The 14,672-nt window shown below is 62.4% G+C and carries 12 protein-coding genes; 9 read left to right on the top strand and 3 right to left on the bottom strand.

Features of this window, described 5'->3' with window-relative positions; all coding sequences use genetic code 11:
- Window positions 1–72: 72 nt before the first annotated feature.
- Both IPM12_03620 and IPM12_03615 read left to right on the top strand, forming a co-directional pair.
- On the top strand, window positions 73–792 hold the full coding sequence (locus IPM12_03620) for a pirin family protein (GenBank protein MBK9146894.1): 720 nt from the start codon (window positions 73–75) through the stop codon (window positions 790–792).
- 53 nt (window positions 793–845) lie between these two features.
- Window positions 846–1,439, top strand: a complete 594-nt coding sequence (locus tag IPM12_03615) for a nitroreductase family protein (protein MBK9146893.1) — start codon at window positions 846–848, stop codon at window positions 1,437–1,439.
- 69 nt (window positions 1,440–1,508) lie between these two features.
- Here IPM12_03615 and IPM12_03610 read toward each other — a convergent pair whose 3' ends face one another.
- Window positions 1,509–2,462, bottom strand: coding sequence for a T9SS type A sorting domain-containing protein (locus tag IPM12_03610; GenBank protein ID MBK9146892.1), 954 nt, complete (start codon window positions 2,460–2,462; stop codon window positions 1,509–1,511).
- A gap of 104 nt (window positions 2,463–2,566) precedes the next feature.
- On the opposite strand from IPM12_03610, the gene IPM12_03605 reads away from it, so the two are divergent.
- The 5 genes from IPM12_03605 to IPM12_03585 all read left to right on the top strand — a co-directional run bounded on the left by IPM12_03605 (window position 2,567) and on the right by IPM12_03585 (window position 11,068).
- Window positions 2,567–3,823 (top strand): DUF2029 domain-containing protein, encoded by a 1,257-nt coding sequence (locus IPM12_03605; protein ID MBK9146891.1) that lies wholly within the window; start codon window positions 2,567–2,569, stop codon window positions 3,821–3,823.
- A gap of 12 nt (window positions 3,824–3,835) precedes the next feature.
- Window positions 3,836–5,500, top strand: coding sequence for a hypothetical protein (locus IPM12_03600; protein MBK9146890.1), 1,665 nt, complete (start codon window positions 3,836–3,838; stop codon window positions 5,498–5,500).
- Window positions 5,501–5,560: 60 nt separating this feature from the next.
- Window positions 5,561–6,826 (top strand): NAD(P)/FAD-dependent oxidoreductase, encoded by a 1,266-nt coding sequence (locus IPM12_03595; GenBank protein ID MBK9146889.1) that lies wholly within the window; start codon window positions 5,561–5,563, stop codon window positions 6,824–6,826.
- Window positions 6,827–6,850: 24 nt separating this feature from the next.
- A complete protein-coding gene (locus IPM12_03590; GenBank protein MBK9146888.1) occupies window positions 6,851–7,615 on the top strand; it encodes an NYN domain-containing protein in 765 nt (254 codons plus the stop codon).
- Window positions 7,616–7,684: 69 nt separating this feature from the next.
- A complete protein-coding gene (locus tag IPM12_03585) occupies window positions 7,685–11,068 on the top strand; it encodes an isoleucine--tRNA ligase (GenBank protein MBK9146887.1) in 3,384 nt (1,127 codons plus the stop codon).
- Between the two features lie 33 nt (window positions 11,069–11,101).
- On the opposite strand, the gene IPM12_03580 is transcribed toward IPM12_03585, so the two are convergent.
- Entirely contained in the window at window positions 11,102–11,335 is a 234-nt protein-coding gene (locus IPM12_03580) for a hypothetical protein (GenBank protein MBK9146886.1), read from the bottom strand.
- Window positions 11,336–11,594: 259 nt separating this feature from the next.
- On the opposite strand from IPM12_03580, the gene IPM12_03575 reads away from it, so the two are divergent.
- Both IPM12_03575 and IPM12_03570 read left to right on the top strand, forming a co-directional pair.
- Window positions 11,595–12,026, top strand: a complete 432-nt coding sequence (locus IPM12_03575) for a TraR/DksA family transcriptional regulator (protein MBK9146885.1) — start codon at window positions 11,595–11,597, stop codon at window positions 12,024–12,026.
- A gap of 29 nt (window positions 12,027–12,055) precedes the next feature.
- Complete coding sequence (locus IPM12_03570; protein MBK9146884.1) at window positions 12,056–12,727, top strand: lipoprotein signal peptidase; 672 nt, start codon at window positions 12,056–12,058, stop codon at window positions 12,725–12,727.
- Here the strand turns inward: IPM12_03570 and IPM12_03565 are convergent.
- On the bottom strand, window positions 12,717–14,657 hold the full coding sequence (locus IPM12_03565) for a T9SS type A sorting domain-containing protein (protein ID MBK9146883.1): 1,941 nt from the start codon (window positions 14,655–14,657) through the stop codon (window positions 12,717–12,719). The genes IPM12_03570 and IPM12_03565 overlap by 11 nt on opposite strands.
- Between the last annotated feature and the right edge of the window lie 15 nt (window positions 14,658–14,672).

Here is a 14,672-nt window from a genome sequence, read left to right as displayed (position 1 = left end):
GGCGAAGGCGATACCGTGAAACCGACGGACCCCGTAGGCTTTGACCACCTTCCTCCAACCCCTCCTGAACGCATGGGCAACATGGTACTGCACCGCGCGAGTGAACGCGGCACCGCCGACCACGGCTGGCTGAAGGCCAACTTCAGCTTCAGCTTCGCAAACTGGTACGACCCCACCCGCATGCACTTCGGCGTGCTGCGTGTGATGAACGACGACATCATCGCTGCGGGCAAGGGCTTCGGCACGCACCCGCACGACAACATGGAGATCATCACGATCCCCTTGAAAGGCGCGCTGCAGCACAAGGACAGCATGGGCAACACCAGCGTCATCAACGCCGGTGATGTGCAGGTGATGAGCGCAGGGACGGGCATCCTGCACAGCGAGTTCAACCCACACGACGATCGCGACGCGAACACGCTCCAGATCTGGCTCTTCCCGCGTGAACGTCAGGTGACGCCGCGCTATCAGCAGATGACGCTCGATCCGAAGGACCGCGAGAACAAATGGCAACAAGTGCTCTCGCCCAACCCGGATGATGCCGGCGTGTGGATCCATCAGGACGCTTGGTTCAGCATCGGCAAATTCGATGCGGGCAAGAAGACCACCTACGATGTGAAGCGCAATGGGAACGGTGTGTACGCATTCGTGATCGACGGCAACGCAACGATCAACGGCCAGGCGCTCGGCAAGCGCGATGCGCTGGGCGTGTGGGAAACTGATAGCCTCAACATCGAAGCGGGGGCCGAGGGCGCGGAGATCCTGCTGCAGGATGTGCCGATGCAGCTGTAGCGGCAATGCCTGCTCCGCTGGAAACGGTTGCAACGAACACGATAACACAGTCCATGAACCCGACCCTTGAACTGAAGGAAGCGCGCACCGAGCACGACGTGCACCCGCTCATCAAGCAGCGCTTCAGTCCGCGCGCATTCACCGCTGACGCGCTTACGGACCAGGAGCTGTTCACGCTCTTCGAGGCGGCTAGCTGGGCGCCCAGCAGCATGAATGAGCAGCCCTGGCGATTCCGATATACGCATCGGGGCAGCGCGGGCTTCGAGGCCTTGCGGGCCACCTTCGCCGCAGGGAACCAGCCCTGGGCGCCGAATGCTGCGGTGATCATCGCCATCAGCGCCATCACGCACCATGCGCGCAACGGCGCACCTAACGCCACCTGGCAATTCGACACCGGTCTGGCGGTGGGCAATATGCTGGTTCAGGCCACGAGCATGGGCCTGTATGGCCATCTCCTAGGCGGATTCGACCACGGCGCTGCCATTGAACAGCTCGGGCTTGACTCCGGCAAGGAGGCGATCATTGCCATGCTCGTGCTGGGCCGCTTGGGCGCTGCGGAGTCATTGCCCGAGCCATATCTCACGCGCGAGCGCACGCCGCGCAGCCGCAAGCCGGTGCGTGAATCGGCGTTCGCCCTCCTGACCTGACCCTGGGCAGCGGTCAAGAAGAAGCCCAGAGCGATGGCTTGCTCCGGGCTTCTTCCTGATTTGAAGCCATCAATGCTTCGTCACCCGGCGAACGAGCTCGCGCGCGCCATCCTGGATGCGCACGAAGTACATGCCGTCGGGCTGCGACTCCAGATTCACCTCCGCACGGGAGATAGTGCCTCGCCGCAGCAGTGCTTGATTGGCCACCACGTAACGGCCCGTGAGGTCGAACACACTCACCGTAGCCGTGGCGCTCAGGCCCTCGGCATCAACCACGAAGGCGCCTTCCGTGGGATTGGGGAATGCGTTCGCGCTGAGATCCTGCAGATCGGGAACGCCCACTCCGGTGATATCCACGAAACTCACGTCATCGATGTAGTACTCGCTCTGGTCACCGCCGGAGTACGCAAAGAAGTTGACAGCGCCGATCTGGTTGAGGCCTACACCACCAGTGCCAACAGCCGTGGTAGTTACCCAGGTAGCCGCTGCATTGCCGTTGATGGTCACCGTGCCGGCCATAGCATTCAGGTCGATCACCATGCCCACCAGGAACCATTCATCCTGCGGGTAGGTGGTGGCTGCCCCAGCGGCGGCATTGGAAGAGAGCTCGATTGCGCCGCTGGATCGGAAGATCACATCGATGGACCAGGCCTGGCCGGCCGTAAGGCTCTTCTGGATGTTGTAGTAGCCGCCTTTGCCTGCTGGTATGTACATCCACCACCCCAGAAGATATTGACCCGAGGTTCGGTCGCCGAGTTGCAGGATCACATCGGTAGGCCCGCCATTGGCGGAGGTGCTGGTGAACGCAGCGCTCATGTTGCCGCCATACGCCTGCGCATTCGAGCAAGGGGTGTCCTCAGCGCCACCGGGCGCATTGCTCCAAGTGGTCCAAGGCAGGCCAGCCGTTTGCGCGAGGAGATCACCGGGGTCGAAAGCCTCGAAATCCTGGCTGATGATCACTTGTTGGCCGCAGAGAGCCGAAGTGATGAGCAACCCGGAGAGAAAGGGTAATGATCGTTTCATGGTGAGGGGTTTGAGGGGTGAAAATAACCGTTCGGCCCATACGAAGCGTTTCGTCACACGCGCACGGCCGTGCATCTTTGGGCGGGCGAGGCAATACCGACAACATGAGCGACCGACAACTCCTTCGCGCGGCAATCGGCGCACTGATCCTCCTCAGCTTGGCGATCGATGTCTCGCTCACGTGCAAATACGGCGGCGTGGATCTGCGCGATAAGGTGGTCGGGGCGCGCAGCCTGCTCGCCGGGAGGTCCATGTACTTCAATCCGTGGCATCCCGGCGAATCTGAACGCTTCGCCGACCCTATGGTGCCTGCGGGCGCTACCATGACTCGTTACACAGGAACGCCTTTCCAAGCGCTGGCCATGGCGCCTTTGGGGTTGCTCTCCTTCGGTTCGTTGCGCCTGCCTTGGCTGCTGGCGCAATACGCCCTGCTCTTGCTGGCCGTGTTCATGGCTCACCGTGCGTTGGGCAACGGGGATTGGCGTGCGGAACTGATCACTGGCCTGGTGCTCGTGGCCCTGCTCGCATCCACCTCGTGGCGATTGCACGTGGAGCGCGGGCAGGTCTACATCGGATTCGCAGCGCTCATCGCGACCTTGTTCTGGAGCTTGGCGAAGGAGCGACACTTGCTTGCCGGCGCGCTTGCCGCAGCGCTCATCCTATTCAAGCCGACCTATGCTTTCCTGCTGTTGCCGCTCGCATTGCGCATGAATGCACGGTTGATCGCAGGCGGGGCGCTCATGCTCATCGCAAGCGCAGGTCTATTCGCCATCCTCCCCAATGGCTTAGCGGCATGGGGCGAGTACTTCGAGGCCATGCGCGCATGGAGCGCCATGCCGGGCGTTGGTGCGCCACCCACTTCAGATCCCGATGCATTCACCTATCCTGCCCTGATCGAGGGGCTTGGCAACCTGCGCGATCACCACGCCATGGAATTCGAGAATGGATCGGTGGCGGCTGTCCTGATTGCTGTGGCTGGCATCGAGCTGCCAGCCCTCCTTCCTTGGGCCGCGTATGCCTTGGTGCTTGGGACAGCAGGAATCCTGTTGCGGAAGCGCATCAACGGCTTACCGCGCGCGCACTTGCTGCTGATCGGGTTCATGGCGTGGACCTTCCTGATGATGTTGCTGCCCACCCCGCGCTTCGACTACCAGCTCGTTCATTGGATCGCCCCAGCGCTTCTCTTGCTTCATACGTGGCGCGAGCGGCCCTTGGCAGTCAACCTGCTTCTTGCCATCGCGGGCGTCCTGGTCGCAGGTGGCTGGTCTGTGCTTCCGGTGAACATCCTCCTCGCCGAAGCATTGCTCCTGCTGGCGTGCGGATGGATGCTCTCGCGAAGTGAACCAAGCAGTGCGTTGTAAGGTGGCTGGAACATGAGGAAGGCAAGGCCCCTGAGCCGAGACCAGGTCCTGGAGCTGCGACGGGGCATCGTGGCACATTCGCCCGATGCCGGAGAGCGCCTCGCCGCAGCGATTGAGCGCATGCCGAAGTCGGCGACCGCGCTTCGTGAGCTGCACGACCTCTTGCTATTCATCGAAGCTTATCCGTTGAGCGCGGAGCTCCAAAGAATCGCCAAGCGTGGCAAGGAGCTGATGGTTGGTGCACTGCGCGATTCCGATACGCGATTGCGCGCAGCGCTCCGCGATTCGGGCCTGCATGGTTCCGACACTATTGGCCTGTATTCCCTGACGCTCGTACGGTGGCTTCTGTCGCGCTGGCCAGATGATGTCGGGCTATTCAGCGTTGATGCGGCATCGGAAGAGGCGAGCGAACTCCTTCGGCCGCTGCTCACTGAATCGGAGCGCGAGGCCCTCGACCTGCACGAAGGCAGTGCCTCATCTTTGGTCGACATGCTATTCGGCATGGATCCGCGCCGGCAACTGCGCGATCTGGCGGAGCTGATCGATGCTCTGCCAGCGTCGGATGAACTGCGCGAGATGCTCTTCACGCGACTGCAGGTGTACGTGCGCGTGAAAGGCGGCTCCTTCCCCTCCTTGAGCACCTTGCGCGGGCCGAAGCACGCAACCCATCTCCATGCGAAGGGCTTGGAGCGCGGCGTTGACCTCTCCGTCGTGATGGACCAGCCCGTGGGTCCGCCCATGCCGCTCAGCATAGGCAAGCGACGCCACCTCATCGACGATGCGCGCGCCATCCTCTGCCTCATGCAGCGAGAGACGGACCCCATCACTTACGCCCAAGACGTACAGGCGTTTGACATGGGTCGAGGGCTTATGATCGCGCTCTTCCACATGGATCCGGCTCATCGCCTGGCGCTCGAGAGCTATGTGGGCTTCATGGCCTTCAAGAACGGGGTGCCCCTCGGCTATGGTGGCGCCTGGGTCTTCCCTGGCCGGAGCAAGGTGGGCATCAATGTATTCCCCGCCCTGCGCGGGGGCGAGAGCGCCTGGTTCTTCGCGCAGCTCCTGCGCCTTTACCGCCAGCGATTCAAGGTGTCGGTGTTCGAGGCCGAGAACTACCAGCTTGGACACGGCAATGCCGATGGCCTGAAGAGCGGCGCCTATTGGTTCTACTACCGCTTGGGATTCCGGCCGTGGGATGATCGGCACGGGCGCACGGCCGCGCAGGAATTCGCGCGCATGCAGAAGGAAAAGGGCCATCAACCGGCCTTGCGCACGCTGAAGGAACTCGTGGCGGATGGGCTCGTGCTCCGTGTGGACGATGATCCCGCACCGATGATCGACACGGCCGCTTTGCTCATGGCCGCACAGCAGTTGGCTGCCAAGGCCGAATCGAAGACCCGTCAGCAGCTGATCACCGATTCTGAAGGCAAGGCTTGTTGCGCCCTCGACCTCACGCATGAGCACCTGAAGAAGCCCGGCCTCGCACTCGCCTTGGATGCATGGGCGTTGCCGTTGATGCTGCTGGGTGAATACCAATGCTGGCCCCGATTCGAACTCGAGCGCATGAGGCGGGCACTGCTCGCCAAGTCGGCGCGAACCGAAGACGCCTATCAATCGGAGTTGCGCAGGTGCCGCATGCTGTTGGCCGGCTGGGCTTCGGCCCTGCGGCAAGCGTGACGATCATCACGCCCGCCAGCGAATCGCGACCTCACCTTCGGGATGCCAATCCCGGAAGGAATGAGCCATCATCACGACATCCTCATCATTGGCGGCGGCACCGCCGGCATCATGACGGCCGCGCAACTGCGGCGCAAGGACAAGAAGCTCAACATCGCCATCCTCGATCCCGCCAAGGATCATTGGTACCAGCCGGCCTGGACACTGGTCGGCGCGGGCACCTTCAGCATGAAGGAGACACGACGCGATGAGCGTGACCAGATCCCCGAAGGCGTCACGTGGATCCAAGAGGCGGCGGCCAGATTCGAGCCGGAGGAGAGCGCGGTGGTCTCCGCTTCCGGCAAGCGGTTCACGTACGGGCATCTGATCGTCTGCCCGGGCATCAAACTCGATATCGATGCCTTGCCCGGACTGCGTGAGGCGCTGGACACCGATAGCGTGTGCAGCAACTACATCGACCCGGAGAAGACCCTGCGCGTGCTGAAAGCCTTCAAGGGAGGCAATGCGGTTTTCACGCAGCCTGCCACGCCCATTAAATGCGGGGGTGCGCCCCAGAAGGCCGCCTACCTCGCCGATGAGTTCTTCCGCAGGAGCGGCGTGCGCGACAAGACCCGCCTCGTCTTCGCAACGCCCGGCTCGGTCATCTTCGGCGTGGAGCCCTTCCGCTTCGCGCTGGAGGATGTGGTGCGCAAGAAGAACATCATCCTCAAGACCTTCTATAAGCCGGTGCGCATCGACCCGGCGAAGAAGGAGATCCACTTCGCCTGGAGCAAGCCTGGCGACAACCAATGCGTGATCACCGAGGACCAAGGATTGAAGGAGAAGGTCGAAGGACAGAGCACCATCGTGATGCCCTACGACATGCTGCATCTGGCTCCCCCGCAGAGCGCGCCTGACTTCGTGAAGGACTCGCCGCTCGCCTGCGCCGAAGGGCCGAACAAAGGCTGGCTGGATGTGGACATCAACACCTTGCAGCACAAGCGCTATCCGAACATCTTCGGGCTGGGTGATGCCGCTGCGCTGCCCACGGCCAAGACCGGTGCGGCCATCCGAAAGCAAGCGCCCGTGGTGGTGGCCAACACCCTGCAGCGGATCAAGGACGGCGCGCTGGCCAGCGAGCGCTACGAGGGGTACAGCAGCTGTCCACTCGTGACGGGCTATGGCAAGATGCTTCTTGCCGAATTCAAGTACGACAACGTCCGTGACAGCGACCCCCTGCTCAGCAAGCTCTTCGACACCAGCAAGCCGCTGTGGAGCATGTGGGTGCTGAAGAAATACGGCCTGCCTTGGCTGTATTGGAACAAGATGATGAAGGGGGCGATGTAGGCGGCCGCCTACCTTGCCAGCAGAATGAAGAAGATCAACGACACCACGATCGCGCTATTGATCGATGGTGACAACGCGGCGCCGAAGCGGCTGGCCGCGATCCTGGAGGAGGTGAGCAAGCAGGGCACCATCACCATCCGGCGGATCTATGGCGACTGGACCACGCAGGGCATGACGGGCTGGAAGGACTTGCTGAACAGCAACGCGATCCAGCCTGTGCAGCAGTTCGCTTACACCAAGGGCAAGAACAGCACGGATAGCGCACTGATCATCGATGCCATGGATATCCTGCACGGCGAACTGGTGGACGCATTCTGCATCGTGAGCAGCGACAGCGACTACACCCGGCTGGCGACACGTTTGCGCGAGAGCGGCCTTTTCGTGATGGGCGTGGGCGAGAAGAAGACCCCGGATGCCTTCGTGAATGCCTGCGAGCGTTTCATCTATGTGGAGAACCTGGATGTGCATGAAGAGCCCCGGTCCGAGCCGAAACGATCGGTGGCCTCCAAGCGGTCAGCCTCCCCGTCGGCCGTACCGGCCGCCAATTCGCTTTCCCAGAACAGCGACCTGATGCGCAAGCTCCGCAAGGCTTTCAATATCGCCAAAGGCGAGGAGGAGGAGGCATCGCTGAGCCTCATCGGCCAGGCCTTGCGCCGTCTCGATCCCGGATTCGACCCGCGCAGCTACGGGCATGCCTCGCTGTCCTCGCTCGTGAGCGCGCTGAAGGACCGATTGGAGACCCGCCGCGAGGAGAAGGGGAACACGGTGATGGTGCGGTTCCGGCCCTAGCGTCGTTGCGCCATTGCCTTGGCACGCTGAAAGCCGCCCGGCTATCTTCGCGCCCCTTTGAAATCCGCGATGGACAAGCGTTTCCCGCAATACGACGAACTCGATCTGCCCAAGGTCGCCGAAGAGGTGTTGAAGCAGTGGGAGGCCGAGGACACCTTCGGCCAGAGCCTCGAGCTGCGCAAGGACGCGCCGCCCTTCGTGTTCTACGAGGGCCCGCCCAGCGCCAACGGCCTGCCCGGCATCCACCATGTGATGGCACGCGCCATCAAGGACATCTTCTGCCGTTACCAGACCCAGAAGGGCCACCGCGTGGATCGCAAGGCCGGTTGGGACACCCACGGCCTGCCCATCGAACTGGGCGTGGAGAAGGAACTCGGCATCACCAAGGAGGACATCGGGAAGAAGATCAGCATCGAGGAGTACAATGCCGCGTGCAAGAAGGCCGTGATGCGCTACACCGATGTGTGGAACGACATGACGCGGCGCATCGGCTTCTGGCTTGATCTGGAGAAGCCATACGTCACCTACCACACGAAGTACATCGAGAGCGTGTGGCATCTGCTGAAGCAGCTGTACGACCAGGACCTGCTGTACAAGGGCTACACGATCCAACCGTATTCACCAGCGGCGGGCACGGGACTGTCCTCGCACGAGCTCAACCAGCCCGGCACCTACAAGCCGGTGAAGGACACCAGCGTGGTGGCGCAGTTCAAGGTGAAGCGGGATGCCAATAGCGAGTGGCTCTTCAAAGAAGCCTTTGGCGATGTGTTCATCCTCGCGTGGACGACCACGCCCTGGACCCTTCCCAGCAACTGCGCGCTCACCGTGGGCCCCAAGCTGGACTATGTGCGCGTGAAGACCTTCAACCCGTACACGCACGCGCCGCAGACCGTGGTGCTGGCGAAGGCCCGGTTGAACGCGTACTTCAAGGAGGACAACAAGGATGCTTCATTCGTGGATTACAAGAAGGACGGGAAGAACATCCCCTGGAGCGTCCTCGACGAATTCTACGGCCACCAGCTGGAGGGCGTGCGCTACGAGCAGCTGCTCGCTTACGCCACACCTGAAGGCGGCGATGCCTTCAAGGTGATCGGCGGCGACTTCGTGACCACGGAGGACGGCACCGGCGTGGTGCACACGGCGCCCAGCTTCGGTGCGGATGACCAACGCGTGGCGCGCCAGCACAACATCGGCTCGCTCACGCTGGTGGATCTGCGAGGCCGCTTCAAGCCAGAAGTGACCGACTTCGCGGGTGAGTGCGTGAAGGCCGAATACCTCAGCGCAGAGGAGCAGGCTGCGGAAGCGAAGAAGCAGGGCCGCGACAAGTACCTCAGCGTGGATGAGCGCATCGCCATCAAGCTGAAGACCGAGGGCCGCGCCTTCAAGGTGGAGAAGTACGAGCACAACTACCCGCACTGCTGGCGCACTGACAAGCCCGTGCTCTACTATCCGCTCGACAGCTGGTTCGTGCGCGTCACAGCGAAGAAGGACCGGCTAATCGCGCTGAACAAGGCCATCAACTGGAAGCCCGAGAGCACCGGCACCGGCCGCTTCGGCAACTGGCTGGAGAACCTGCAGGACTGGAACTTGTCGCGTTCCCGCTACTGGGGCATTCCGCTGCCGATCTGGCGCACGGCGGATGGCGATGAGGAGCTCTGCATCGGCTCGTTGAAACAGTTGAAGGAGGAGATCGCGCGCGCTGTAAAGGCGGGTGTCATGCATGAGGATCCGTATGCCTCGTTCGACCCCGCGGACATGAGCGATGCGAACTACGACCGCGTCGACCTGCACCGTCCGTACGCCGACAACATCGTGCTCGTAAGCCCCGGTGGCAAGCCGATGAAACGCGAGGCCGACCTCATCGACGTGTGGTTCGACAGCGGCGCGATGCCCTACGCGCAGTGGCATTACCCCTTCGAGAACGAAGCGACTTTCAAGGAGAAGTTCCCCGCTGCCTTCATCGCGGAAGGCGTGGATCAAACGCGCGGCTGGTTCTATACGCTGCACGCAATCGCCACGCTCACGCAGGACGCCGTTGCGTACCGGACCGTGGTGAGCAACGGCCTGGTGCTCGACAAGGTGGGCCAGAAGATGAGCAAGCGCCTGGGCAACGCCGTGGACCCGTTCAAGACGCTGGACGCCTATGGTGCCGATGCCGTGCGCTGGTACATGATCAGTAACGCCTCGCCTTGGGACAACCTGAAGTTCGATGCGGAGGGCATCACCGAGGTGCAGCGCAAGTTCTTCCGCGCGCTCTTCAACACCTACAACTTCTTCGCGCTGTATGCGAACATCGATGGCTACGATGGCACTGGCGAAGCCTCGCTCACCGAGAGCGATCGCTGGATCCTCTCTCGCCTCAACAGCGTGATGAAGCTCGCCGATGCGAGCTACGCTGACTATGAGCCCACCGTCGCCGCACGCGCCATCCAGGACTTCGTTGTCGAAGACCTGAGCAACTGGTACGTGCGCCTCAACCGCCGCCGCTTCTGGAAAGGTGAGATGGGTGCAGACAAGAACGCTGCGTTCCAGACGTTGCACCGTTGCTTGGAAGTGGTGGCCATGCTCAGCGCACCCATTGCTCCATTCTTCAGCGACCGCCTCTTTCGCGACTTGAAGGGCACGAGTGTTCACCTGAGCGATTGGCCGAAGCACAACGAAGCTTTGATCGATACCGAACTGGAGCAACGCACGGCACTTGCGCAGAAACTCACATCGCTAGTGCTCAGCGTCCGCAAGAAGGAAGGCCACCGCGTGCGTCAGCCCTTGCAGAAGGTGCTCGTGCCTGTTACGGATAACACCATGCGCACGCGCCTGGAGGCCATCCGCGACCTCGTGCTAAGCGAGGTGAACGTGAAGGAGCTCGTGATCCTCGATGCCAGCGAGAGCAAGCTCACCAAGAGGATCAAGCCCGACTTCAAGAAGCTGGGCGCACGCATGGGCAAGCTGATGAAGAGCGTGGCTGCGGCCGTGAACGGATTCTCACAAGCGCAGATCGCGGAGCTCGAAGCGAACGGCCGCATGAAGCTGAGCGCGGAAGGCCAGGAGGTGGAACTGCTGCGGGATGACGTAGAGATCACCGCGGAGAACGTACCGGGGCTGAGCGTGGCAAGCGATGGAGCGCTCACCGTGGCGCTCGACATCACCCTCACGGACGAACTGGTGCAGGAGGGTATCGCCCGCGAGCTGGTGAGCCGGATCCAGGCCCTGCGGAAGGAAAGCGGCTTCGAGGTGACCGATCGCGTGTTGCTCCATATCCAGTCCCGGGGGGACGGGCGCATCGAACGAGCGGTGCGCAACCATGCCGCCTACATTCTCTCGGAGACCTTGGCCGTAACGCCTGAAGACCAAATGCTTGTGGCTGCGCTACCTGCAGAGGGCGCAGGCATCCACGAAGTGGAGATCAGCGACAGCCTCCGCTGTGCGCTAAGCCTTGTCCAATCGGCCAATTGAGAGGGGTACCCGGCTATATTTGCGGATCTTTTACTAAACCCCTGTCGTCATGGCCAAGAAACCCGCGAAAAAGCCTGCGAAGCCCATAGCCAAGAAGGCTGCAAAGCCTGTCGCGAAAAAGCCTGCTGTGAAGCCCGCCAAGGCCAGCAAGCCTGCGGGGAAAGCCAAGGCCAAGCCTTCAAAGGCAGGTAAACCCGTGGTGAAGAAGCCTGTGAAGGCCAGCAAGCCGATCGCGAAGCCGGCGCCTGCGAAGAAGGCCGGGGCCAAGCCTACCGGGGCAAAGGCCGCTAGCAAGCAGGTCGCCAAGGCTCCCGGGAAGCAGGCATCTAAGCCTGGTGCCAAAGCTCAGGCTAAGGCAGCCCCAGCGCCGAAGCCCGCTGCTCCGGTGAAGGCCCAGCCTGCCGCAACGAAACCAGTAACCAAGCCGGCCCCTGTGGCCGCACCCAAACCCGTGAAGAAGGATTCGAAGAAGGAGAAGGAGCCCAAGGCCCCGGCGGCACCACTGGTGACGCAAGTATCAGCACCCATGCGTCCGGTATCCGCACCGGTCGTGAAGAAGCATGTGAGCACATTGGAAAGCGCGGACAAGGCGCGTTACAGCGACCCAGAGCTGGAAGAGTTCCGCGAGATCATCATGAAGAAGCTCGATGAGGCGCGCAAGGATTACGACCTGCTGAAGCAGACCCTTGCCAACACGGACAACAACGGCACAGACGACACGAGCCCGTCGTTCAAGATGATCGAGGATGGCAGCGAGACCCTGAGCCGTGAGGAGACCGCACAGCTCGCCGCGCGCCAGGAGAAGTTCATCAAGCACCTTGAGGACGCCTTGCTGCGGATCCGCAACAAGACCTACGGCATCTGCCGCGTCACCGGCCGCTTGATCAGCAAGGAGCGCCTGCGGTTGGTGCCGCACGCCACGCTGAGCATCGAGGCAAAGCAGCAGATGGGCAACTAGCCCTTCGGCCAACCCCCCCTGCCAGTACCTTGAAGCGCGCAGCAGCCATTATCCTGTTCGTGCTGCTGGCCGATCAGGCCTTGAAGGTGTGGGTGAAGCTCACCTTCACCATCGGGCAGCACATCCCGGAGCACCTCGATAGCTGGTATTACCTGCACTTCATCGAGAACGAGGGCATGGCCTTCGGCATGAAGCTGGGTGGCGAGTACGGCAAGCTGGCCTTGACGCTGCTGCGCATCGCTGCGGTGATCGGAATCGGCTTCGCCCTGCGGCGCATGGTGGCGCAACAGGCGCCAAGGCTTCAGGTCGTCAGCGTGTCGCTCGTGTTGGCTGGCGCTCTGGGCAACATCATCGACAGCACCTTCTATGGCTTGGTCTTCAGCGCGAGCACACCGGATGATGTGGCGGAGCTGCTTCCGCCCGAAGGCGGTTACGCCAGCCTCTTCCATGGCGCCGTTGTGGACATGTTCCACTTCCCGATCTGGCGCGGGCAATTGCCACAGTGGATCCCGCGGTACGGCGGTTCCTCTTTCGAGTTCTTCCAACCCGTGTTCAACATCGCGGATGCGTCCATCACCATCGGCATTGTCCTGTTCATCGCCGCGCAGCGCATGCTGAAGCGCTCGCCTGCCATGGACGACTCAAGCGCTGCGCCCCCCGCGCAGGAGCAGGCGTCAGACGCGCCTCCCACTACCCCTTGATGAAGCGCAGCTCGATCCGCGTTCCTCCGGCATCGGTTGCGCGGACGGTGTAGTGCCCTGCCGACAATGCATTGGTGGGCACCGGAATGCGCAGGTCTGCCACCACGGGCCGGCCCAACGCGGCCACGCGGCCCAAGGCATCGAGCACCTCCACGGTGACCTCACCGCTCAGGCGCGCACCAACATGTAGCCAGGCATCGGCGCTGGTCGGGTTCGGATAGATGAAGGACCGTTCACGATCCAAGAACGCCGCCACGGGCAGTTTGAGCACGAGGTTCTGCCGGCTCACGATCCAGGCATGCGGGTCAAAAAGCGCGGAATCGGCCTGGAATGGCAGCGAGATCTCGAAGCGCTGGCCGTTGTATGCGTGATCGAGCACCACGCTCTCCGTGCGGCCTTCACCCTCGAAGCGGAGCTCGATCGGCATCTCGAAGAAATCGACGCTCGGATGCGAAGTCGCTTGATTGATCTGCACGAGCACGCGGCCGCCGGCTTCCTGCGCCCATGGCACCTGATACGAGGGATACCCTTCGCCGCTGTACCAATCCGCCATGAAACCGGCGAGGCTGAGCCCGCTTGCGGCTTCCAGGTGCGCGACCAGCTGGGCCGTAACCGCGCTCTTGTTGCGGATGGCCGGATCGTCGAGGTAATCGCGAAGGCCCGCGAAGAACGCATCATCACCGCACACCCAGCGAAGCATGTGCAGCAGCAGCGCGCCCTTGGCATAGGTGAGTCGCACGTCGAATAGGCGCGCCACATTCAGCGTGTCAGTGACCAGCACGCTGCCACCGGCCTGCGAGGTCACCTGGTTCATGCGCGCGCGGATCTGCGGCTCCCAGTATTGCGGCGCCAGGCGCTCATAGCAGAGCATCTGCAGGTAGGTGGCGAAACCCTCATTCAGCCAGAGGTCCTGCCAGCTGCCGCAGGTGACCAGATTGCCGAACCATTGGTGCGCCGCCTCGTGCGCGATCAGTTCGTACCAAAGCCCGCCCATGAAGCTCATGGTCTGGTGCTCCATGCCGCCGCCCCAGCCGAATTGCGCATGCCCGTATTTCTCGTCAGCGAAGGGATAGGCCCCGAAGAGCTCACTGTAGAGCTGCAGCTGCGACACGATATCGTTGCTCGCGCCCTGCCAGGCGCCGAGGTTCTCCGGGTAGCAATAGTTCAGCACCTGCACATCGCCGCCGGGAAGCGGCACCGTGTTGGTGAACTCGATGTAGTTGGTGACCGCAAGCGCGATGAGGTAGTACGCGATCGGGTGCCGGTGCCGCCAGCGGAAGCGCACTTGCCCGTTCCCCAGATCAGCCTCTTCGATCAGCAGCCCATTGCTCGCGACGCGGTTGCCCGCGGTAGTGGTCACGATCAGTTCGAGCGAATCGGCCTTATCGTTCAGGTCCTGCTTGCATGGCCACCAATCCCTCGCGCCGTAGGGCTCGCTCAGTGTCCAGATGATCGGTGCGCCTTGGTGATCGGCCTGCTCGAATGACCCGAACCCGTTGCTGGGCGGTTCGCCAGCATAAACGATCTCCAGCTCGGCCTGTTCACCTTCCGGGAGCGGCTCGAAGAGGAGAAGGGTGAGCGCATCATCGGCATGCACGAAGCTGACAGGCGCACCATCGATTCTGGCATCAGAGACCACTAGCGCGCTGCTCAGATCGAGTTCGATGGAGGTGAGTTCGCGCAATGCGGCGATCCGATGCGTCACGCTTCCGCTCACGGCGCGAACGGCCGGGTCGATCACGAGGTCGAGCCGATGATGGAGCATGTCGAAGCCGCGCGAAGGGTCGGAGCGCTCCGAGCGCAGGGTCAGGTTCGCGTGACAGCATGCCTCATCCGCGGCGATGCGCCGGGTGGCCTCGGGATCGAAGCAGACCTGCGCCAGGAGCAGGCTGGGAAGGGTGAGCGCAAGGACAGCGAGCGGCGCGCGCATAGCGCCAAGGTACGG

The sequence above is a fragment of the Flavobacteriales bacterium genome, from assembly GCA_016716605.1.
Lineage (GTDB): Bacteria > Bacteroidota > Bacteroidia > Flavobacteriales_F > PHOS-HE28 > PHOS-HE28.
This window is presented reverse-complemented; position numbering and strand designations above follow the sequence as displayed.

Bases quoted from the DNA above. Each gene is read 5' to 3' on its own strand.
- IPM12_03620 (MBK9146894.1), top strand. From the start codon at position 73: ATGGGCAACATGGTACTGCACCGCGCGAGTGAACGCGGCACCGCCGAC.
- IPM12_03615 (MBK9146893.1), top strand. From the start codon at position 846: ATGAACCCGACCCTTGAACTGAAGGAAGCGCGCACCGAGCACGACGTG.
- IPM12_03610 (MBK9146892.1), bottom strand. From the start codon at position 2,462: ATGAAACGATCATTACCCTTTCTCTCCGGGTTGCTCATCACTTCGGCT.
- IPM12_03605 (MBK9146891.1), top strand. From the start codon at position 2,567: ATGAGCGACCGACAACTCCTTCGCGCGGCAATCGGCGCACTGATCCTC.
- IPM12_03600 (MBK9146890.1), top strand. From the start codon at position 3,836: ATGAGGAAGGCAAGGCCCCTGAGCCGAGACCAGGTCCTGGAGCTGCGA.
- IPM12_03595 (MBK9146889.1), top strand. From the start codon at position 5,561: ATGAGCCATCATCACGACATCCTCATCATTGGCGGCGGCACCGCCGGC.
- IPM12_03590 (MBK9146888.1), top strand. From the start codon at position 6,851: ATGAAGAAGATCAACGACACCACGATCGCGCTATTGATCGATGGTGAC.
- IPM12_03585 (MBK9146887.1), top strand. From the start codon at position 7,685: ATGGACAAGCGTTTCCCGCAATACGACGAACTCGATCTGCCCAAGGTC.
- IPM12_03575 (MBK9146885.1), top strand. From the start codon at position 11,595: ATGCGTCCGGTATCCGCACCGGTCGTGAAGAAGCATGTGAGCACATTG.
- IPM12_03565 (MBK9146883.1), bottom strand. From the start codon at position 14,657: ATGCGCGCGCCGCTCGCTGTCCTTGCGCTCACCCTTCCCAGCCTGCTC.